The organism is Cupriavidus necator, assembly GCF_013141915.1.
GTDB lineage: Bacteria > Pseudomonadota > Gammaproteobacteria > Burkholderiales > Burkholderiaceae > Cupriavidus > Cupriavidus necator_B.
Genome location: NZ_SROX01000004.1, coordinates 263,643 through 284,339 on the forward strand (window position 1 = coordinate 263,643; position 20,697 = coordinate 284,339).

Consider the following 20,697-nt stretch of genomic DNA (forward strand, 5'->3'; position numbering starts at 1 on the left):
GACCATCATGGAACCGACCTTCCACCAGTTTTCAGAACTGTTCGACCAGCTGGGCCTACCGTCGGACGAAGCCAGCATCCGCGACTTCATCGGCAGGCACGCGCCACTGCCCGAAACCATCGAACTGGCCGAGGCCGACTTCTGGACGCCAGCCCAGGCCGCCCTGCTGCGCGATGAGCTGCTCGACGATGCCGACTGGGCCGAAGTCGTCGACCAGCTCAACCTGGCCCTGAGACAGCCAGCCTAGCGCCGCGGGCCGGCTACGCGGCCAGCGTGGCGTCCATCGCCTGGCGCAGGTCGGCGATCAGGTCGCGCGTGTCTTCCAGGCCGATATAAAGCCGCACCAGCTCGCCGGTATCGTGCCAGCCGGCCGGTGGCCAGGTGCCCGCCGGACGCATGCCCTGGACGTGATACGGCACCGCCAGGCTGTGCGCGCCGCCCCACGACCAGCCGATGGCGAACAGCCGCAACGCCTCGACGAAGGCATCCACCTGCTGGCGGGTATGGCGCTCGCGCAGGATGATGGCAAACAGCCCGCTGGCGCCGGTGAATTCGCGCCGCCAGTTGGCATGCCCCGGGCAGTCCGGCAGCGCGGGATGCAGCACGCGCGCAACCTCCGGCCGCTGGCGCAGCCATTCGGCCACCTCGCGCGCGGCGCGGTCGTGGGCCGCCAGGCGCACCGGCAGGCTCGGCAGCGCGCGCAGCACCAGGTGGCAGTCGTCGGCGGACACGCCCCAGCCCATCAGCATGCGGGCGCGCTTGAGGCGTCCGTGCAGGCCGTCGTCGCAGGTCAGCACCGCGCCCATCAGCACGTCGCTGCCGCCGGACTGGTACTTGGTCAGCGCCTGCACCGAGATGTCGATGCCTTGTTCGAACGGGCGGAAATAGATGCCGGCCGACCAGGTATTGTCGATTGCAGTCAGCACGCCGCGCGCGCGCGCCGCGGCAACGATGGCGCCGCAGTCGGGCACTTCCATTGTCACCGAGCCGGGCGACTCCATCCAGGTCAGGCGCGTGTTGGGCTGGATCAGCGCGGGCACCGCCGCGGCGTCCATCGGGTCGTAGTAGCGCACGGTAACGCCGAAGTCTCGCGCCAGCCACTCGCCGTGGTCGCGGTTGGGGCCGTAGACGTTATGCGGCACCAGCACGTCGTCGCCGCTCTTCAGCAGCGCGAAGTACACCAGCGAGATCGCCGCCAGGCCCGAGGGCTGCAGCAACGTATGGCGCGCGCCCTCGATCAATGCCAGGTGCTGGCACAGCGCCTCGCTGGTCGGGGTCGCATGCAGGCCGTAGCGCCAGTAGGTGGTGGCCCCGTCGCCATGCGCGCGCAGCTCGGCGAGGTTGCGGAACACCACGGTCGAGCCGCGGTGCGTGGCCGGGGAGAACGACGCAAAGCCGGGGGCGATGTCCAGCTCGGGCTGGACTGCAACGGTCTGCAGGTAATGGGCGGGGGCTGCGGGCTTGTCGGATGGCGAATCGGACACGGCGGTTTCCTTGCTGGCTGCTGGCCGGCCGCGGCGCGCTGCACGGGCGGTATCGGCCCGGCAAACGCGCGGCACAGTCAGGCATGAGACGCGATGAGCGTTCGAGCTTACCAGCAAATGCCGCCCGCGCCACCGGGCTGCACCACGAAAGGGCTTACCAGCCGGAAATCGACGACTTCGGCGGCGGCGGCGCGTAGGTGACGCCGCTGTTGGGCGTCATGTCGAACGGAGGAATCACCAGCATGCCCAGCGGGCGGATGAAGAACGGCAACACGATGGCGGGATTGAACGCATCGGTCCAGGTGCCGCGCACGGCGCCGCTGGCATCGATGGTGCCTTCCCAGTTGCCCGATACCCGGGTGCCGTCGTCGGACTCTTCCATCAGGAAGGCGCCGTCCTCCCACTCGCCCGCCAGCAGGCGCACCCCGGCGCCACGGCCGCTGTACTCGCCGCGCACGCTGTCGCGCTCGTCGGGCTTGGGGCCCAGGCGCAGGCGCACCGGCTGGTCGCCGACCTTGCCGACATAGACCGGCAGCGACGCGTACTCGGGCCGCGGTGCCAGCGCCCTGGCGGCGCCGGTCGACAGCGTCGCGCCGCGGCGGGCCTCGCCGTCGCGGATAGCCTGGTTCAGGCCCAGCGCTTCAGCACCAGCGGCGGCATTCACCGGGCCGGTCGACAGCTCGGTGGCCGGCGCCGCCTGCGCCGCGCCCGCCAGGGCGAGCACGGCGGCGGCGCCAAGCGTCGTGCAGAGGTCCGTCAAGGCCACGCGCAAGGCAATGCTCAGATCCGTTCGAAGATGGCGGCGATGCCCTGCCCGCCGCCGATGCACATGGTCACCAGCGCGTAGCGGCCTTGCACGCGGTTCAGCTCGTGCAGCGCCTTCACCGTGATCAGCGCGCCGGTGGCGCCGATCGGGTGGCCCAGCGAAATGCCCGAGCCGTTCGGGTTGACCTTGGCCGGGTCCAGGCCCAGGGCCTTGGTCACGGCGCAGGCCTGCGCGGCAAAGGCCTCGTTGGCTTCGATCACGTCCAGGTCCGACACCTGCAGCCCGGCACGCTCGAGCGCGATCTTCGTCGCCGGCACCGGGCCGATGCCCATGGTCTTGGGATCGACGCCGGCATGGCCGTACGACACCAGGCGCGCCAGCGGCTTCAGGCCGCGACGCTCGGCCTCGGCACGCTCCATCATCACCACCGCGGCGGCGGCATCGTTCAGGCCCGAGGCATTGCCGGCCGTGACCGTGCCGTTTTCCTTGACGAAGACCGGCTTGAGCTTGGTCATGTCGTCGATGGTGGCGTCATGGCGCACATGCTCGTCGGTGTCGAAGGTGACTTCGCCCTTGCGGCCCTTGCTCACCACCGGAACGATCTGGTCCTTGAAGTAGCCGGCCTTGATTGCGGCCGAGGCGCGACGGTGCGATTCCAGCGCGGCCTCGTCCTGTTGCGTGCGCGAGATGTCGTATTCCTTGGCCACGTTCTCGGCCGTAACGCCCATGTGGATACGGTGGAACGGGTCGTGCAGCGCGCCGAGCATCATGTCGACCAGGCCGGCATCGCCCATGCGGGCGCCCCAGCGGGCGGCAGGTGCCAGGTACGGGGCCCGGCTCATGCTTTCGGCACCGCCGCCGATGGCGACGTCGGCATCGCCCAGCAGGATGGTCTGCGCGGCACTGACGATGGCCTGCAGGCCCGAGCCGCACAGGCGGTTGACAGTCAGCGCCGGCGCGTTGACCGAGACCCCGCCGTTGACCGCCGCGACGCGGCCCAGGTACATGTCCCGCGGCTCGGTCTGGATCACGTTGCCGAACACCACATGGCCGACATCGTCGCCCGACACCTGCGCACGGGCCAGCGCCTCGCGCACGACCAGCGCGCCCAGTTCGGCCGGCGCCACGTCCTTCAGGCTCCCGCCAAAGGTTCCGATGGCGGTGCGAACACCGCTTACCACTACGACTTCACGTGTCATGACTGTCTCCATGTGGGTTATGTTGCACCGCACAGTATAGCGGTGCCGCGGCCGAGGCGAACGATCGTACTTTTACCTAATGACGCCGTTTCCGGCATCGTCCGGCGGGACTAGCTCAGACCTCGCCCCACAGATCGTGGCCGTCGGCGCCGGTGATGCGCACGTCGACGAACTCGCCGGCGCGGTAGCGTTGCGAGGTGCGCTGCGGCGGCGCAATATAGACCAGCCCGTCGATTTCCGGCGCATCCGCCGACGAGCGGCCGATGCCGCCGTCCTGGTTGACTTCGTCGATCAGTACGCGCAGGGTCTGGCCGACCTTGCGCTGCAGGCGGCGCGCGGACACGGCCTCGGCCACTTCCATGAAGCGGGCGCGGCGCTCCTCGCGCACCGCATCGGGCAGCGCGCCCGGCAGGTCGTTGGCCGTGGCGCCTTCCACCGGCGAGTAGGCGAAGCAACCGACGCGGTCCAGTTCGGCCTCGGCGATAAAGTCCAGCAGCGTCTGGAACTCGGCCTCGGTCTCGCCCGGGAAGCCGGCAATAAAGGTGCTGCGGATAGTCAGTTCCGGACAGATCTCACGCCAGGCGCGGATGCGGTCCATGGTCTTCTCGGCGTTGGCCGGGCGCTTCATGCGCTTGAGCACGTCCGGGTGGGCGTGCTGCAACGGCACGTCCAGGTACGGCAGCACATGGCCGTTGTTCATCAGCGGGATGATCTCGTCGACGTGCGGGTACGGGTAGACATAGTGCAGGCGCACCCAGGCACCGTACTGCGCGGCCAGCTCGCCCAGCGCCGCTACCAGTTCGGTCATGCGGGTCTTGAGCGGGCGGCCGTTCCAGAAGCCGGTGCGGTACTTGACGTCGACGCCATAGGCGCTGGTGTCCTGCGAGATCACCAGCAGTTCCTTGACGCCGGCCTTGAACAGGTTCTCGGCTTCGAGCATGACTTCGGCCACCGGGCGCGAGACCAGGTCGCCGCGCATCGACGGGATGATGCAGAACGAGCAGCGGTGATTGCAGCCCTCGGAAATCTTCAGGTAGGCGTAGTGCTTGGGCGTGAGCTTGATGCCCGCGGCCGGCACCAGGTCGGTAAACGGGTCATGCGGCTTGGGCAGGTGCGTGTGCACCGCCTGCATGACCTCGCCCAGCGCGTGCGGACCGGTCACGGCCAGCACCTTGGGATGCACCGACGACACGATGTCGTGGCCTGCCGCATCCTTCTTCGCGCCAAGGCAGCCGGTGACGATGACCTTGCCGTTCTCGGTGAGCGCTTCGCCGATCGCATCCAGGCTTTCCTGCACGGCTTCGTCGATAAAGCCGCAGGTATTGACCACCACCAGGTCGGCGCCGTCATAGGTGCCGCTGATGGCGTAGCCCTCGGCGCGCAGCTGCGTGATGATCTGCTCGGAGTCGACCAGCGCTTTCGGACAGCCAAGGGAAACGAAGCCCACACGCGGACTTTGATCTTTCTGGTTCGTTGCTTCTGAGGGGTTTTTCACAATGGAATCCGAATGTGGGGCAAGCCGCGACGGCCAGTCCATTCCTTTAGGGAAATGATGGCGCCAGGCGAAAAGCGAATCGCGCATTTTACCCGGTTGCGGGCGTTTGCCGGCGCCTGACGCACGACATCCGGCAAGACCGCGCGGTAACGCCTACGTCACTCCGCCAGCGCCGCCGCACCAGGTTGACTGCGCAGCACCTGCTCGATCTCCAGCGAGTCCTGCATGCGCCGGATCGCCGCATGCAGTTCGCCCGCCTGCGGCCAGGTGCGCTTGAGGTAGCTGAGCCAGAGCTTCACGCGGCCGTGCTCATGGCAGGACGCGATGCGGGCATGCAGCTTCTTCAGGTACGTCGCGATCTGGCGCAATACCAGCAACCATTCTCCGCCGGACGGCGTGCTGTCCATCAGGCCGCGGATGCGCAACGCCAGAAACGGGTCGGACACGGCACCGCGCCCGATCATGACATCGGCACAACCGCTGACCTCGCGGCAACGCGCCCAGTCGGCGACCGTCCAGACCTCGCCATTGGCAATCACGGGGATATCCACCGCCGCGGCAATGCGCGCGATCCAGTCCCAGTGGGCCGGCGGGCGGTAGCCATGGTCGCGCGTGCGGGCATGCACCACCAGCGAGGCCGCGCCGCCTTCGGCCAGCGCGGTGGCACAGTCGATGGCCAGCGCGGTGTCCGAGACGCCCAGCCGCATCTTCGCCGTCACGGGAATCTCGGCCGGCACCGCGGCGCGCACGGCGGCGACGATCCGGTTCAGCAGCGCAGGATTGGTCAGCAGCATTGCCCCCCCGCCATGCCGGTTGACCACCTTGGCGGGACAGCCGAAGTTCAGGTCGATGCCATGCGGCGACAAGGAGGCGGCATAGGTGGCATTGCGCGCGAGCCACTCGGGGTCGCTGCCCAGCAGCTGGATCACCATCGGCGTGCCGCTGCGGGTATAGCCGCCGGACAGGATCTCGGGGGTATCGCGCTCATAGACCCGCGCCGGAAGCAGCGAGCCCGTCACCCGCACGAACTCCGACACACAACCATCGTAGCCGCCGGTATCGGTCAGGACGTCGCGCAAGACATAGTCGGCAAGCCCCTCCATCGGGGCCAGGAACAGCCGGCTCATGACAAGGAAGGCGCCGACGCAGGCAGTCGCGCCGGACAGGAAGATGGGAGAACGTAGGGCATGGGACGTCGCGCAGATAAGGCGAGTCCCAAACTGAGCCGCCGCCGAGTGAATCGCGTATTAACAGACCCCGGAAGGGGAAGCGCGCATTCTACCTGCTTTGGTATCGGGCTGTTCTGGCGTGGGAAACCGGCCTGTCGCGCGAAAGCCTTTACCGTTCGCTGTCTGGCGAGGGCAATCCGGAATTCGGGACGCTCTGGAAGGTGATGCGAGCGCTGGGCATACGGCTGCATGCGAGCGCGGGCCAGCCATGGCGGAGCAGCATGGCGGGCGCCGTGCCCGCCGCCGGGGGTCTGTTACTTCTTCTCGGGCTGGTTGAACGGGAACGTGCCAAACATGTTCTTGGCCTGGCTCTGCATCTGTTCCTGCATCTGCACGAACAGGTTCTTGCTCTGCTCGATGTAGTTGCTCATCATGCCCTGCATCATGGGGCCCTGCATGTTCATGAACTGCGACCACATGTCCGGGCTGAACGCTTCGCCGGAATACAGGCCCTTGGAGTTCTCGGCCAGCTTGTTCTGGATATCGATGAAGGCCTGGATGTTCTTTTCCAGGTAGGTGCCCATCATGCCCTGCATGGCATGGCCGTAGAAGCGGATGATCTGCGACAGCATGGCGCTGGAGAACATCGGCACGCCGCCGGTCTCTTCCTCCAGGATGATCTGCAGCAGGATGCTGCGCGTCAGTTCGTCACCGGATTTGGCATCGACGACCTTGAAGTCCTCGGTATCCATCACCAGCTGCTTGACGTCGGCCAGGGTGATGTAGGTGCTGGTCTGGGTATCGTAGAGCCTGCGATTGGGATACTTTTTGATCAGTCGCTCTGCGCCTTTTTTGGTCGTGGCCATCGGTGCTCTGTCCTTGTGTCGTCGCTGATTGCGCGCTGCTGCACCGCATGGGGTGCAGTGCGCAAATCGGTACCGCCCGCGCCATCTGCCGTGCTCGTGCCGGCCATCTTGCAGCTGTTCGCGCATGTGCTGCGCGCCGCGGCCTGCCGTCTCGCCCCCGCGAGGGCCATGCTGCACGACTATGGTGCTGGCTGCGCCGCTGCCCTGATTCTATGCCCAACAAAGCACTAAGAAAAGCGACTGGACTTAAGGAAAACCCGGTGAACCGGGGCGCTGCCCGCTGGATGCCGTACGCCTGGAAATGATTCGCGGGCCATAATGGCCCGCGCAACCGGCGGCGAAACCCGGGGGCGCGCCGCTTTGTGCGCCGCGCTGGCTGCACCGCAAAACGCGGCTGCCGGCGCGGCTGGCCGAGTGCCAGGTCAGCCCATGTGCAGGCCGCCGTTGAGCGAGAAGTCGGCGCCGGTCGAGAAGCCGGACTCGTCCGACGACAGCCAGGCGCAGATCGAGGCGATCTCTTCCGGCTCGCCGAGGCGCTTCACCGGGATCGTCCCGACGATCTTGTCGAGCACATCCTGGCGGATGGCCTTGACCATGTCCGTGGCGATATAGCCGGGCGAAACGGTGTTCACCGTCACCCCCTTGGTCGCCACCTCCTGCGCCAGCGCCATGGTAAAGCCGTGCAGGCCGGCCTTGGCGGTGGAGTAGTTGGTCTGGCCGAACTGGCCCTTCTGCCCGTTCACCGACGAGATATTGACGATCCGGCCCCAGCCGCGGTCGGCCATGCCGTCGATCACCTGCTTGGTGACATTGAACAGCGAGGTCAGGTTGGTGTCGATCACCGCGTCCCAGTCGGCGCGGGTCATCTTGCGGAACACCACGTCGCGGGTGATGCCGGCGTTGTTGATCAGCACATCGACTTCGCCGACCTCGGCCTTGACCTTGTCGAATGCCGCCTTGGTCGAGTCCCAGTCAGCCACGTTGCCTTCCGACGCCACGAAATCAAAGCCCAGGGCCTTCTGCTGCTCCAGCCACTTTTCACGGCGCGGCGAATTGGGGCCGCAGCCGGCCACCACGCGAAAGCCATCCTTGGCCAGCCGCTGGCAGATGGCGGTCCCGATACCACCCATGCCGCCGGTCACATACGCAATGCGCTGAGTCATGTCCACTCCTTGATTGGCTTTTCGTTATTTGATGCCGGGCGCGCGCGATGCGCACGCCCGGCACACCCCTTAATTGCGCTCGACCGCCAGCGCCACCCCCATGCCGCCGCCGATGCACAGCGAAGCCAGGCCCTTCCTGGCGTCGCGGCGCTTCATTTCGTGCAGCAGCGTCACCAGGATACGGCAGCCCGACGCGCCGATCGGGTGGCCGATGGCGATGGCGCCGCCGTTGACGTTGACCTTGGCAGTATCCCAGCCCATCTGCTGGTGCACGGCCAGTGCCTGCGCGGCGAAGGCTTCGTTGATTTCCATCAGGTCCAGGTCCTGCGGGGTCCAGCCCGCGCGCGACAGGGCGCGCTTGGACGCCGGCACCGGGCCCATGCCCATCACCTTCGGGTCCACGCCGGCGTTGGCGTAGCTCTTGATGGTGGCCAGCGGGGTCAGGCCCAGCTCCTTGGCCTTGGCGGCCGACATCACCACCACCGCGGCGGCGCCGTCGTTCAGGCCCGAAGCGTTGGCCGCGGTCACCGAGCCAGCCTTGTCGAAGGCCGGCTTGAGACCGGCCATGCTGTCGAGCGTGGCGCCGTGCCGCACGAACTCGTCGGTCTTGAACGCCACGGGGTCGCCCTTGCGCTGCGGGATCAGCACCGGCACGATCTCTTCATCGAACTTGCCGGCCTTCTGCGCGGCTTCGGCCTTGTTCTGCGAGCCCACCGCGAATTCATCCTGCGCCTCGCGCGTGATGCCGTATTCCTTGGCCACGTTCTCGGCGGTGATGCCCATGTGGTACTGGTTGTACACGTCCCACAGGCCGTCGACGATCATGGTGTCGACCAATTTGGCATCGCCCATGCGGAAGCCGTCGCGCGAGCCTGGCAGCACGTGCGGCGCGGCGCTCATGTTCTCCTGGCCGCCCGCCACCACGATCTCGGCGTCGCCGGCCATGATGGCATTGGCCGCCAGCATCACCGCCTTCAGGCCGGAGCCGCATACCTTGTTGATGGTCATGGCCGGCACCATGGCCGGCAGGCCGGCCTTGATCGCGGCCTGGCGCGCCGGGTTCTGGCCCGAGCCAGCGGTCAGCACCTGGCCCATGATCACTTCGCTGACCTGGTCCGGCTGGATGCCGGCACGTTCCAGCGCAGCCTTGATGACCAAGGCACCCAGTTCCGGCGCCGGGATCTTCGCCAGCGAGCCGCCAAATTTGCCAACCGCGGTACGGGCCGCGGATACGATGACAACGTCAGTCATGGTGTAGTCCTCTCAATGGAAACAGGGACCCGCAAGCCCGTCGGCGCCTCGCGCAGTGCGCTTCGCCGGCGGAGCGTGCGGGGATCAGGCCTTGGCTTTGACGTATCGCCCAGGCGCGGGTTCGATCGCAGGATAGCGCGCGTTGCCGTACTCCGCAGGCGCCGCGCGCTTGGCGCCGGCATGGCCGGCCAGCCATGCCGACCAGTCCGGCCACCAGCTGCCGTGGTGCTCGGTGGCGCCGGCCAGCCATTGCTGCGGCGACGCCGGCAACGCGTCGTTAGTCCAGTGGCTGCGCTTTTTCTTCGCCGGCGGATTGATCACGCCGGCAATATGGCCGGACGCGCCCAGCACGAAGCGCAGCTTGTTCTTCAGCAGCGCGGTCGAGGCATAGGCCGCGGTCCACGGCACGATATGGTCTTCGCGCGAACCATAGAGATAGGTCGGCACGTCGATGCTGCCCAGGTCCACCGGCGCATTGCATACGGTCAGCTTGCCGGGCACCTTCAGCTCGTTCTGCAGGTAGGTGTGGCGCAGGTACCAGCAGTACCATGGCCCCGGCAGGTTGGTCGCGTCGCCATTCCAGAACAGCAGGTCGAACGGCACCGGGGTGTTGCCCTTCAGGTAGTTGTCGACCACGTAGTTCCACACCAGGTCGTTCGGACGCAGGAACGAGAAGGTGTTGGCCAGCTCTAGCCCGCGCAGCAGCGCGCACGGCGCGCCGGCGGCGCCGCCGAGGGTGGCCTCGCGCAGCTGCACGTGGCCCTCGTCGACGAAGACATCGAGGATGCCGGTGTCGGCAAAGTCCAGCAGCGTGGTCAGCAGCGTCAGGCTGGCCGCCGGATGCTCGCCACGCGCAGCCAGCACCGCCAGCGCCGTGGAAATGATGGTGCCGCCGACGCAGAAGCCCAGCACGTTGATCTGGTCCTGGCCGCTGATGTCGCGCGCGACCTCGATGGCGCGGATCGCCGCATGCTCGATGTAGTCGTCCCAGGTGCGCGACGCCATGCTGGCATCGGGATTGCGCCACGACACCAGAAACACCGTATGGCCCTGCTCCACCGTATGCCGCACCAGCGAGCTTTCCGGCTGCAGGTCAAGGATGTAGTACTTGTTGATGCAAGGCGGCACCATCAGCAGCGGCCGCGCGTGGACCTTGGCGGTGAGCGGCTTGTACTGCAGCAGCTGGAAGTATTCGTTCTCGTAGACCACCGCGCCTTCGGTCACCGCGACATTGCGGCCCACTTCAAAGGCGGTCTCGTCGGTCTGCGAGATCTTGCCGCGCGTCAGGTCTTCCATCATGTTGCGCACGCCGGCGCGCAGCGATTCACCGCCCGATTCGATCAGCAGGCGCTGCGCTTCCGGATTGGTGGCGAGGAAGTTGGCGGGCGACATCGCATCGACCCACTGCGAGATCGCAAAGCGGATGCGCTGGCGCGTCTTGGCATCGGCCTCGACCGCGTCGGCGAGCTCGGTCAGCGCACGCGCGTTGAGCAGGTAGAAGGCGGCGGCGTAACGGTACGGCACGTTGTTGCGCCACGCGTCGCCGGCGAAGCGCCGGTCGTGCAGCGGCCCGGTGCCGTCGGGGCTGCCCGCGGCCAGCGCTTGCCACAGCGCCGCGAAGTCCTTCATGTAGCGTTGCTGGATGTCGGCCAGCTGCGTCGGCGCGATCTTGACGCCTGCCAGCGAATCGAGTCCGGGGATGCCGGACATCATGCCCGATGCGGCCGCATGGCCGTTGCCTTCAGTGCCCTGCCACTGGCGGGACCATTCCAGCCATGTGGCTGGATCGAATGGCCCCGGCGTGAACTTGGGTGGTTGGGACTTGCCTTCCTGCGTGGAAGCTGCCGCACCTTTGCCGGTCGCCATGATCAGTTTGTCTCTCTGCCGTCACTATTCGAACCGGCTTCGGGCATTGCCCTGGCCGGCACTTTGCATGGGGAGATGCTATCCGAATGGACCCGGCTTGCGCCCTCTCCGCAGCGGGAGGGCGAGCCGGCACATCTGCCCTGGAACTGGCCTGGAACCTGGCCGCTCAACGTGCGGCCGGGCTGGCATCCATTCCGATAGCGGCTCCCTTTTATCCGGCGGGCGCGGGCCTCGACTGGCAGCGCCATGCGTTATGCTTGCCGGAAAAACCTGGGAATCGTCAGCGATTCCGAGACATTCGAGGCCATTGTTGCCTTGCAACGCGCACGCTGTCAATGCGGATATCCGCCCCGGCGTCGCGCGCCGCCCGACCTACCGGACGGTATGCAGCGCACGCACCTGCCGAGGCGATCGAGCATAGGCGAGAAGGATGAAATTCTGATGTACATCGTGGCCATTGGCTGGCTCTACGTGGCGCTGATGATGGCGATCACCGAGCACAACGTGGTGGCGGGCGTCGCCACCTTCTTGATGTATGGGGTCGCGCCGGTCGCGCTGGTGCTCTACATCATGGGCACGCCGGGCCGGCGCCGGCGCAAGGCCGAAGCCGAACGGGCGCAGGCGACGGGTGCCACGGCCCGCGAGGCGGCGAAGGGCGCGGACGAATAAGGCAGCCGCGCTCAGTCGGCCAGCCAGACCAGGCTGGCCATGCGCCCGGTCACACCGTCGCGTCGATAGGAGTAGAAGCGGTCGGCATCGGCAACAGTGCAGGCATCGCCGCCGTGAACGTCGACACAGCCCGCGCGGGCCAGCCGCGTGCGCGCCAACGCATAAAGGTCGGCAAGGTACTTGCCTTGCGCCCCGCCGCGGAACGCTGCGGCAACTGCGGCCTGTTCGTCCGGTCGTGCCTGCGCGAGAAAGGCCTCGCGCACTTCGGCGCCCACCTCGAAAACCTCGGGGCCGATCGCCGGTCCGAGCCACGCCAGCCAGTGCATGGCAGCGCCGCCGGCGGCTGCCTGCATGCGCGCCAGCGTGGCCTCGATCACGCCGTTGCAGAGGCCGCGCCAGCCGGCATGCGCGGCGCCCACGACCGTGCCCTGCGCATCGCACAGCAGCACCGGCAGGCAATCGGCCGTCATCACGGCGCAGACGCGGCCCGGCGCCAGCGCCAGGCTCGCATCGGCCTGCGGCACGGCGTCGGTCGCTGCCGCCACATGGTCGACCGTGGCGACGGCGCAGCCATGCACTTGTTCCAGCCATTGCGGCATCGACGGAAGGCACGCGGCCAGCCGCGCGCGGTTGCGCGCCACATCGGCCGGATCGTCGCCAACGTGGGTGCCGAGGTTCAGGCCGCCCGGCATGCCGCCGGCAAGCCCGTACGGTCCCCGGCTGACACCGCCCTGGCGCGTGGTCGACAGCGCGCGCACGCGCGCCGGGGCCGGCCAATCGGGGACCAGCCAGGCAGGATCAGGCGTCGCGCTCATCGGCATCACCGTCGTCGTCATCGTCGCCATCGCCAGCGTATTCCCAGTGCGCTTCGCCGCCTTCCCACACTTCGTCCCAGGCCTCGTCCTCGTCATCGGCCTGCGCACTGTCAAAGTCCAGCGCATCGATCAGCGCCTGCAGGTCTGCGGGCGGCTGCGCGGTCCATGACATGTGCTTGCCGGTGGCGGGATGCACCAGGCCGAGCTGGTAGGCATGCAGCGCCTGGCGCGCATAGGGCACCGGCAGCGGCACGCGGATCGCGGGACGCTGGCCGCGCTGGGTGGCGCGGAAATAGACCGGGTCGCCCACCAGCGGATGGCCGATGGATTCGAAATGCACGCGGATCTGGTGGGTGCGGCCGGTCTCGAGCTTGCACATCACCATCGACACGAAGCCACGCCCGAGCGGCACCGTGGCCAGCGTGCGGAAATGCGTGCGCGACGGCTTGCCGCTGGCGGTATGCACGATCGCCATGCGCGTGCGCTCGCGCGGGTCGCGGCCGATGGGCGCATCGATGGTGCCTTCGTCATAGGTGCGGCCCCACACCAGCGCGATATAGGTGCGCTTGACCGTGCGCGCCTGCAGCTGCCGCACCAGGTCGGTCTGCGCGGTCAGCGTGCGCGCCACCACCATCAGCCCCGAGGTTTCCTTGTCGAGCCGGTGCACGATGCCCGCGCGCGGCAGCGACACGGCACCGGGGTAGCGGTGCAGCAGGCCGTTCAGCACGGTGCCGCTCCAGTTGCCGGCCGCGGGGTGAACCACCAGCCCGGCGGGCTTGTCGATCACCAGCAGCGTGTCGTCTTCATAGACCACGTCGAGCGGCACGTCCTCGGGCGCGAACGCCGACGATTCCGGCGCGGCCTGCGGCTGGATCTCGATCCGGTTGCCCATCTGCACGGCGTCGCGCGGACGGCGCACCTGACCGTCGACGCGCACCGCGCCGCTTTCGATCCACTGCTGCAGGCGGCTGCGCGAAAACTCGCTGAAGTGACGCGCCAGCAATTTATCGAGACGTTCGCCGTGCGAGGCGCTGTCGACCTCCAGCGACAGGGTCACAGCCGGCTCGGCACTGGCGGACAGCGTCGCGCCGGCGTCGTCGAATTCCTCTGGGCTAGCCTCGAAATCGGCCACCGCCGCGGCGGCGCGCACCCGTTCGGGTGGCAGTCCTCCCACGCCTTCTCCGGCTTCCGGGTTGGTCTGGGGGCTTGGGCTATAATGCTTGACGCTATTTTTCTTCATCCGGGATACGATTGCCCATGCAATTGCAGAGCATGAAACGCGCGCGCTGGCGCACGACAATAGGAGCGGTTCTGCTCGCAGGCGGCTGCGTCATGCTGTCTGCATGCGGCCTGCTCGCGGACCAGCCCGACGAGACCGCTGGCTGGTCGGCCAACAAATTATATTCGGAAGCCAAGGATGCCCTCGATGGCGGCGACTACACCCGCGCCGTCAAGCTGTATGAAAAGCTCGAAGGCCGCTATCCGTTCGGCCGCTACGCGCAGCAGGCGCAGATCGACACCGCCTACGCCAACTACAAGGACGGCGAGACCGCGGCGGCACTGGCGGCGGTGGACCGCTTCATCCAGCTGCACCCGAACCATCCCAACATCGATTACGCCTACTACCTGAAGGGGCTGATCAACTTCAACGACAACCTCGGCTGGCTGGGCCGCTTCTCGGGGCAGGACCTGAGCGAGCGCGACCCCAAGGCCGCGCGCGCCGCCTACGATGCCTTCCATACGCTGATCACGCGCTACCCGGACAGCAAGTACACGCCGGACGCCACGCTGCGCATGCAGTACATCGTCAACTCGCTGGCCCAGCATGAAGTGCATGCCGCGCGCTATTACTTCCGGCGCGGCGCCTACCTGGCGGCCGTCAACCGTGCCCAGCAGTCGCTGAAGGACTACGACGGGGCACCGGCCAACGAAGAGGCGCTGTACATCATGATCCGCTCCTATGACGCGATGGGCATGAAGGACCTGCGCGACGACACCGCCCGCGTGATGGAGAAGAATTTCCCCGAAAGCGACTTCATCAAGTACGGGGCACGCCGCAAGGACAAGTCCTGGTGGGAAGTGTTCTGACGCCGCAACGCCAGCGGCCATAAAAAAACGGGACGTGTCGGATGACCGTCCCGTTTTTTTATGGCCGCGGTGGGTCGTGATCAGTCGGCGCCCGGATCCTCGGCACCGGTTTCGGCCGGCGCCTCAACGGAAGCCTTGGCCGGTCCACGCAGTGACTCGAGGAAGCGCACCACCGTAGCCGCCTCGCGCGTGCGCGTGAACGGCGGCAGGCTCTGCCAGATCTGGCGCCCGTAAGGCTTCTCGACCAGGCGCATATCGAAGATCGCCAGCACGCCGCGGTCCGATTCCGAGCGGATCAGCCGCCCCGCGCCCTGCTTGAGCGTGATCACCGCATGCGGCAGTTGGTGGACCGCAAACGGGCTCAGGCCCTTCTTCTGCAGCACTTCCATGCGCGCGGCCAGCACCGGGTCGTCGGGTGGCGCGAACGGCAGCTTGTCGATGATCACCAGCGACAGCGCCTCGCCGCGCACGTCCACGCCTTCCCAGAAGCTCTGGCTGCCGACCAGCACCGCATTGCCCAGTTCGCGGAAGCGGTCCAGCAGTTCAGTGCGACTGGCCTGGCCCTGGACCAGCAGCGGCAAGTCCAGGCCGCGCTCGGCAAAGGCGTCGTAGAGCAAGTCCGAGGCACGCTGCACCGCGCGCAGCGTGGTGCACAGCAGGAAGGTGCGCCCGCCGGCCGCCTCGATCAGCGGCAGCGCCGCCTGCACCACGGCATCGGTGAACTGCGGCGACTGCGGCGCCGGCATGTCGCGCGGCACGTACAGCAGGCCCTGGTTGGCGTAGTCGAACGGGCTGGGCAGCGTCAGCGAGCGGTCCTTGTCCAGCCCCAGCTGCGCGGCGTAGTGGGTGAAATTGCCCTTCACCGACAGCGTCGCCGAGGTGAAGACCCATGCGCGCGGCTGGCCATCGCGCTGGCGTGTGAAGATCGGCGCGATCGACAACGGTGTGCGGTGCAACTGCACCGTGTGCGAGAACACCTCGACCCAGCGCACGGTTTCGGGGCCGGCGGCCACGGCCGGCGCGGCCCTGTCCTCGCCCTCGCCCTCGCCTTGCGGCTGCGGCGCCGGCGCGGCATCGGCACGCCATGCCGCCAGCTTGTTGGCCAGCTCGAGCGCGCGGCGATGGCATTGCTGCAGCGATTCGGCACGCTCGGCCTGGCTTTCGAGCATCTCGACGAAGTCTGACAGCGCTGTGTCCAGCGCATCGAGGGTCTCCTTGAACGGTTCGGCGATGCGGCGATCGGCTTCGATCTGGCCCAGCGCCAGGCGCGCGTTGTCCTTGCTGAAGGCCAGGCGCAGGTCGCGCGTGGCACGCTCCAGCGGCGCCGCCAGCGCCACCCAGTCCACCGCGTCACGCGCATGCGACAGGCCTTCGGCCACGGTATCGCGCGCGATCTCCAGCAACTGGCTGGTCGACAGCGTCTCGCCGAAGAACAGCGTGGCGGTCTCGGGCAACTGGTGCGCTTCGTCGAAGATCACGGTGTTGGCCGTGGGCAGCAGTTCAGCCATGCCGGTGTCGCGCAGCACCACGTCGGCAAAGAACAGGTGGTGGTTGACCACCACCACGTCGGCTTGCTGCGCTTCCTTGCGCGCGCGCATCACGAAACAGTCCTTGTAATACGGGCATTCCGAGCCGAGGCAGTTGTCGCGCGTCGAGGTCACCATCTGCCACACTGGCGCATTCTCGGGCACCGACGCCAGCTCGGCCTTGTCGCCGGTCGCAGTTTCCTTGATGAAGCGCCCGATCTCGCGCAGCCACGCCGCGTCCTGGCGCGAGGCCAGCCGGCCGCCGGCCTGCGCGCGTTCCAGGTGGTAGTGGCAGACATAGTTGGCGCGGCCCTTGAGCAGCGCCACCGAGACCGGCACGTTGAGCGCGTGGCGCACGGTCGGGATATCGCGCAGGAACAACTGGTCCTGCAGGTTCTTGGTGCCGGTGGACAGGATCACCTTGCCGCCCCACAGCATGGCGGGCACCAGGTAGGCGTAGGTCTTGCCGGTGCCAGTGCCGGCCTCGACGATGACGGAATCGTTCTGCGCGATCGCGTCGGCGACGGCCTCGGCCATCTTGTGCTGCGACGCGCGCGGCCGGTAGCCGGGAATGGCCTGGGCCAGCGTGCCGGTATCGGCAAAGATGGTGGCGAGCTCAGCGCCGCGGCTGGCGCCGGCGTCGGCCGGCGCGGCATGCGTGGGCGCCGCGGCGGCGTCCGCGCCGCTGTCATCGCGCAAGTCGTTGGAATCGATCAGATCGGACAAGGCTGCAGGAAAGTTGTATGGGCCGCCGGGCGCTGCCGGCGGCGATCGGCGGGCCCGGGCGCGCTGGCGCTCAGGCTGGCACGTCGGGTTCGAGCTGCAGCTGCAGCAGCGTGATGGCGTCCTTCAGCTTGAGCCGGCGCTTTTTCAGCCGACGCAGCTGCAATTCGTCATGGACCGCATCGCCGGCGAGCCGGTCAATCAGGAAGTCGAGATCGCGGTGCTCGATCTGCAACTCCATGATGCGGCGTTCCAGGGTATTCAGGTTGCTGTCCATCTATGCCTCCGCTGCCATCACCGTGCCGGGGCTCAGAAGCCGAACGGACGCGGCGCCGACGCCGGGCCCTGTTGCTGCTCCCTGGCCTTGGCGCGCCGCTCTTCCAGCGCCTTCTGGCGCTGTTCGAGGTCGCGCTGCTTGGCGTCGTATGCCTTCACGTTCTCCTGGCGCTGGCGGGCCTGCTCCGCGCCCTTCTGCTGCGCCTCCTGCATGCGGGCATCGAAGTCGGACTGCTTTTTTTCATAGGCCTGGGCGTTGGCGGCGCGCTGCGGCGCCTCGGCCTGGCGTTGCGCATCGCGCAACTGCTGTTCCTGCTGCTTTTTCTCGAACGCCTCGCGGCTGGACTGCTCGCTGGCCGCGCGCTGCGGCTGGCTGGCCTCGAACTCGGCGCGGCGCAAGGCCTGTTCGCGGTCGCGCTCGGCGGCGCGGTGGGCGCGCTCGGCCTCGCCCACTTCCAGTTCGCGCTTGCGCAGCACCTGCAGCTCTTCGCGCTGGATTTCCTTGGCGTTGTTGATGCAGTGGGTGACGAAGAACTTGCTGTAGCACTCGCGCTCGGCGGCAGCAAAGCGGTAATTGGTCCACGCCCGCGAATCGCCGATGGCCTTGCGCTCGGCGGCAAAGTCGCGCCCCGCGGCAGGTGCGGCGCTGGTGGCGGGCGCCGGGGCCTGGGCCTGCGCCGGATGCAGCGGCATCAGCACGGCACAGGCGGCCACGGCGGCCACAGCGCTGTAGCGGATCAGGAAGGATGCGGGCACGTTGGCGAAGGTTGGCATGGCCAGGAGGGGGGCCTTGGCGGCGGCCGGGCGGGACTTGGCGATCATCCCCGGATTCTAGCATCCGGGCCGCCCCCCGGCCTGCCCGGCAGCCCTGCGCGGGTGCGCGCAACGCCGCCCGTCGCGGGCGCGCCCGCCGCCCGCGCCGAGCGCTCGCGCGCTTGTGGCAAAATGCCCCGCTTTCGACTGACTGCGTCCCACGCTGCGTTCCAAGATGTCCAACCTGCCCGCATCCGTCTCGCAAAAGATCGTCGCGCTCATCGCGGCTGAACTGTCCGTGCAGCCCCGCCAGGTGGCCGCGGCCGTGGCGCTGCTCGATGAAGGCGCCACCGTCCCCTTCATCGCCCGCTACCGCAAGGAAGTGACCGGCAACCTCGACGATACGCAGCTGCGCAACCTGGAAGAGCGCCTGCTGTACCTGCGCGACATGGAAGACCGCCGCGCCGCGATCCTGGCGTCGATCGAGGAACAAGGCAAGCTCACGCCCGAGCTGCAGGCCGCCATCGAGGGCGCGCAAACCAAGCAGGCGCTGGAAGACCTCTACCTGCCCTACAAGCCCAAGCGCCGCACCCGCGCCCAGATCGCGCGCGAATGCGGGCTGGAACCGCTGGCGCTGGCCCTGCTGGCCGATCCCACGCTCGACCCGCAGGCCGAGGCGGCGAAGTACGTCAACGGCAACCCCACCGCCGACGGCGGCGTGCCCGACGTCAAGGCCGCCCTGGACGGCGCGCGCGACATCCTGTCGGAACAGTTCGGCGAAACCGCCGAACTGCTGGGCAAGCTGCGCGAGCACCTGTGGAACCACGGCGTGGTGGCCTCCACGGTGATGGAAGGCAAGGAAGGCGCGGAAGAAGAAAAGTTCCGCGACTACTACAACTACAGCGAAACCCTGCGCACGGTGCCGTCGCACCGGGCGCTGGCGCTGTTCCGCGGCCGCAATGCCGGCGTGCTGATGGTCAAGCTGGGCCTCGGCGAAGAGCAGGACGCCATGGTGCCGCACCCGTGCGAAGGCATGATCGCGCGCCATGTCGGCATCCAGCAACTGGGTCGCCCTGCCGACAAGTGGCTGGGCGACGTGTGCCGCTGGTGCTGGCGCGTCAAGGTGCAGCCCCACCTGGAGACCGAACTGCTGACGCAGCTGCGCGAAACCGCCGAGAGCGAGGCCATCAAGGTGTTCGGCCGCAACCTGCATGAGCTGCTGCTGGCGGCGCCGGCCGGTCCCAAATCGGTAATGGGCGTCGACCCGGGCATCCGCACCGGCTGCAAGATCGCGGTGGTGGACAACACCGGCAAGCTGCTGGAAACCGCCACCATCTATCCGCACGAGCCGCGCCGCGACTGGAACGGCTCGCTGACCACGCTGGCGCGCCTGGCCAGGCAGCACAACGTGGCGCTGGTATCGATCGGCAACGGCACCGCCAGCCGCGAGACCGACAAGCTGGTGCAGGACCTGATGAAGCAGATGCCCGAGCTGAAACTGACCAAGATCGTGGTCAGCGAGGCCGGCGCCTCGGTCTACTCGGCGTCGGAACTGGCGGCCAAGGAATTCCCGGACCTCGATGTGTCGCTGCGCGGCGCGGTGTCGATTGCGCGCCGGCTGCAGGACCCGCTGGCGGAGCTGGTCAAGATTGATCCCAAGTCGATCGGCGTGGGCCAGTACCAGCATGACGTCAACCAGCGCGAACTGGCGCGTGCGCTCGACGCGGTGGTCGAGGACTGCGTCAACGCCGTGGGCGTCGACGTCAACACCGCGTCGGCGCCGCTGCTGGCGCGCGTGTCGGGGCTGAACTCAGTGCTGGCGCGCAATATCGTTGAATTCCGCGATGCCAATGGCGCCTTCCCCAACCGCGCTGCGCTCAAGCAGGTGCCGCGCCTGGGCGACAAGACCTTCGAGCAGGCCGCGGGTTTCCTGCGCATCAACGACGGCGACAATCCGCTGGACCGCTCGTCGGTGCACCCGGAAGCGTATCCGGTGGTGCAGCGCATCCTGGACCACGTGAAGAAGGGCCTGCGCGATGTAATGGGCAACCGCGAGGCGCTGCGCGGCCTGTCGCCGGAAAAGTTCACCGACGACTCGTTCGGCCTGCCCACCGTGCGCGACATCCTCTCCGAACTGGAAAAGCCCGGCCGCGACCCGCGCCCCGAGTTCAAGACCGCGACCTTCCAGGACGGCGTGGAGGACGTGAAGGACCTGCAGCCCGGCATGGTGCTGGAAGGCGTGGTCACCAACGTGGCGGCCTTCGGCGCGTTTGTCGATATCGGCGTGCACCAGGATGGCCTGGTCCATATCTCGGCGCTGTCGAACAAGTTCGTCAAGGACGCGCATGAAGTGGTCAAGGCCGGCCAGATCGTCAAGGTCAAGGTGATGGAGGTCGACGTCAAGCGCAACCGCGTCGGCCTGTCGATGCGGCTGGACGACGAGCCCGGCCAGGCCGCGGCGCGCGCCGGCGGCGACCGTGGCGGCCAGCGCCCTGGCAACAGCAAGGGCTTCAGCGGCGGCCGGCGCGAGGCCGAGCCTGCGGGCGCCATGGCGGCGGCGTTCGCCAAGCTCAAGCGCTGAGCGGCCA

Annotated in this window: 18 protein-coding genes and 1 pseudogene; 5 read left to right on the plus strand and 14 right to left on the minus strand. The window is 67.8% G+C overall.

Annotated elements, in window-relative coordinates:
• Positions 1-7 precede the first annotated feature (7 nt).
• Positions 8-247, plus strand: a complete 240-nt coding sequence (locus E5S69_RS10970) for a DUF2789 domain-containing protein (RefSeq protein ID WP_171514673.1) — start codon at positions 8-10, stop codon at positions 245-247.
• A 13-nt stretch (positions 248-260) separates the two neighbouring features.
• Here the strand turns inward: E5S69_RS10970 and E5S69_RS10975 are convergent, their stop codons facing one another.
• From E5S69_RS10975 to E5S69_RS10995, 5 genes are all read right to left on the minus strand, one after another.
• Positions 261-1,484 (minus strand): cystathionine beta-lyase, encoded by a 1,224-nt coding sequence (locus E5S69_RS10975; protein ID WP_171514674.1) that lies wholly within the window; start codon positions 1,482-1,484, stop codon positions 261-263.
• Between the two features lie 154 nt (positions 1,485-1,638).
• Positions 1,639-2,256 (minus strand): hypothetical protein, encoded by a 618-nt coding sequence (locus tag E5S69_RS10980; protein ID WP_171514675.1) that lies wholly within the window; start codon positions 2,254-2,256, stop codon positions 1,639-1,641.
• A gap of 8 nt (positions 2,257-2,264) precedes the next feature.
• The gene (gene bktB, locus E5S69_RS10985) at positions 2,265-3,449 is read right to left on the minus strand and encodes a beta-ketothiolase BktB (RefSeq protein WP_171514676.1); all 1,185 of its coding nucleotides are present in this window, start codon (positions 3,447-3,449) and stop codon (positions 2,265-2,267) included.
• 115 nt (positions 3,450-3,564) lie between these two features.
• Positions 3,565-4,944: a 30S ribosomal protein S12 methylthiotransferase RimO gene (rimO, locus tag E5S69_RS10990; protein ID WP_171514677.1), complete on the minus strand. Its 1,380-nt coding sequence runs from the start codon at positions 4,942-4,944 to the stop codon at positions 3,565-3,567.
• A gap of 158 nt (positions 4,945-5,102) precedes the next feature.
• On the minus strand, positions 5,103-6,071 hold the full coding sequence (locus E5S69_RS10995) for a tRNA dihydrouridine synthase (RefSeq protein ID WP_171514678.1): 969 nt from the start codon (positions 6,069-6,071) through the stop codon (positions 5,103-5,105).
• A 176-nt stretch (positions 6,072-6,247) separates the two neighbouring features.
• Between E5S69_RS10995 and E5S69_RS32375 the strand changes: the two are divergent.
• Positions 6,248-6,376 (plus strand): annotated as a pseudogene (locus E5S69_RS32375) (addiction module antidote protein); the annotation flags it as partial.
• A 51-nt stretch (positions 6,377-6,427) separates the two neighbouring features.
• On the opposite strand, the gene phaR reads toward E5S69_RS32375, so the two are convergent.
• The 4 genes from phaR to phaC form a co-directional block, all read right to left on the minus strand.
• Entirely contained in the window at positions 6,428-6,979 is a 552-nt protein-coding gene (phaR, locus tag E5S69_RS11000; RefSeq protein ID WP_171514679.1) for a polyhydroxyalkanoate synthesis repressor PhaR, read from the minus strand.
• A gap of 422 nt (positions 6,980-7,401) precedes the next feature.
• Positions 7,402-8,142, minus strand: coding sequence for a 3-ketoacyl-ACP reductase (locus E5S69_RS11005; protein WP_171514680.1), 741 nt, complete (start codon positions 8,140-8,142; stop codon positions 7,402-7,404).
• A 69-nt stretch (positions 8,143-8,211) separates the two neighbouring features.
• Positions 8,212-9,393 (minus strand): acetyl-CoA C-acetyltransferase, encoded by a 1,182-nt coding sequence (locus E5S69_RS11010; protein WP_171514681.1) that lies wholly within the window; start codon positions 9,391-9,393, stop codon positions 8,212-8,214.
• 84 nt (positions 9,394-9,477) lie between these two features.
• Positions 9,478-11,259 carry a class I poly(R)-hydroxyalkanoic acid synthase gene (gene phaC, locus E5S69_RS11015; protein ID WP_171514682.1) on the minus strand — a complete coding sequence of 594 codons (1,782 nt, stop codon included), beginning with the start codon at positions 11,257-11,259 and terminating at the stop codon, positions 9,478-9,480.
• Positions 11,260-11,700: 441 nt separating this feature from the next.
• On the opposite strand from phaC, the gene E5S69_RS11020 reads away from it, so the two are divergent.
• A complete protein-coding gene (locus E5S69_RS11020) occupies positions 11,701-11,928 on the plus strand; it encodes a hypothetical protein (protein ID WP_171514683.1) in 228 nt (75 codons plus the stop codon).
• A gap of 11 nt (positions 11,929-11,939) precedes the next feature.
• Here E5S69_RS11020 and pgeF read toward each other — a convergent pair whose 3' ends face one another.
• Positions 11,940-12,743 carry a peptidoglycan editing factor PgeF gene (gene pgeF / locus E5S69_RS11025; protein ID WP_171514684.1) on the minus strand — a complete coding sequence of 268 codons (804 nt, stop codon included), beginning with the start codon at positions 12,741-12,743 and terminating at the stop codon, positions 11,940-11,942.
• Positions 12,727-13,983, minus strand: coding sequence for an RluA family pseudouridine synthase (locus E5S69_RS11030; RefSeq protein ID WP_171514685.1), 1,257 nt, complete (start codon positions 13,981-13,983; stop codon positions 12,727-12,729). Before E5S69_RS11030 ends, pgeF begins: the two co-directional genes overlap by 17 nt.
• 17 nt (positions 13,984-14,000) lie before the next feature.
• On the opposite strand from E5S69_RS11030, the gene E5S69_RS11035 reads away from it, so the two are divergent.
• Entirely contained in the window at positions 14,001-14,831 is an 831-nt protein-coding gene (locus E5S69_RS11035) for an outer membrane protein assembly factor BamD (protein ID WP_171514686.1), read from the plus strand.
• Between the two features lie 80 nt (positions 14,832-14,911).
• On the opposite strand, the gene E5S69_RS11040 is transcribed toward E5S69_RS11035, so the two are convergent.
• From E5S69_RS11040 to E5S69_RS11050, 3 genes are all read right to left on the minus strand, one after another.
• A complete protein-coding gene (locus E5S69_RS11040; protein WP_236901278.1) occupies positions 14,912-17,083 on the minus strand; it encodes an ATP-dependent DNA helicase in 2,172 nt (723 codons plus the stop codon).
• A 70-nt stretch (positions 17,084-17,153) separates the two neighbouring features.
• On the minus strand, positions 17,154-17,357 hold the full coding sequence (locus E5S69_RS11045; RefSeq protein ID WP_114135277.1) for a DUF465 domain-containing protein: 204 nt from the start codon (positions 17,355-17,357) through the stop codon (positions 17,154-17,156).
• A 32-nt stretch (positions 17,358-17,389) separates the two neighbouring features.
• Entirely contained in the window at positions 17,390-18,178 is a 789-nt protein-coding gene (locus E5S69_RS11050; RefSeq protein WP_171514687.1) for a hypothetical protein, read from the minus strand.
• A gap of 166 nt (positions 18,179-18,344) precedes the next feature.
• On the opposite strand from E5S69_RS11050, the gene E5S69_RS11055 reads away from it, so the two are divergent.
• On the plus strand, positions 18,345-20,690 hold the full coding sequence (locus tag E5S69_RS11055) for a Tex family protein (RefSeq protein ID WP_171514688.1): 2,346 nt from the start codon (positions 18,345-18,347) through the stop codon (positions 20,688-20,690).
• Positions 20,691-20,697: the final 7 nt, after the last annotated feature.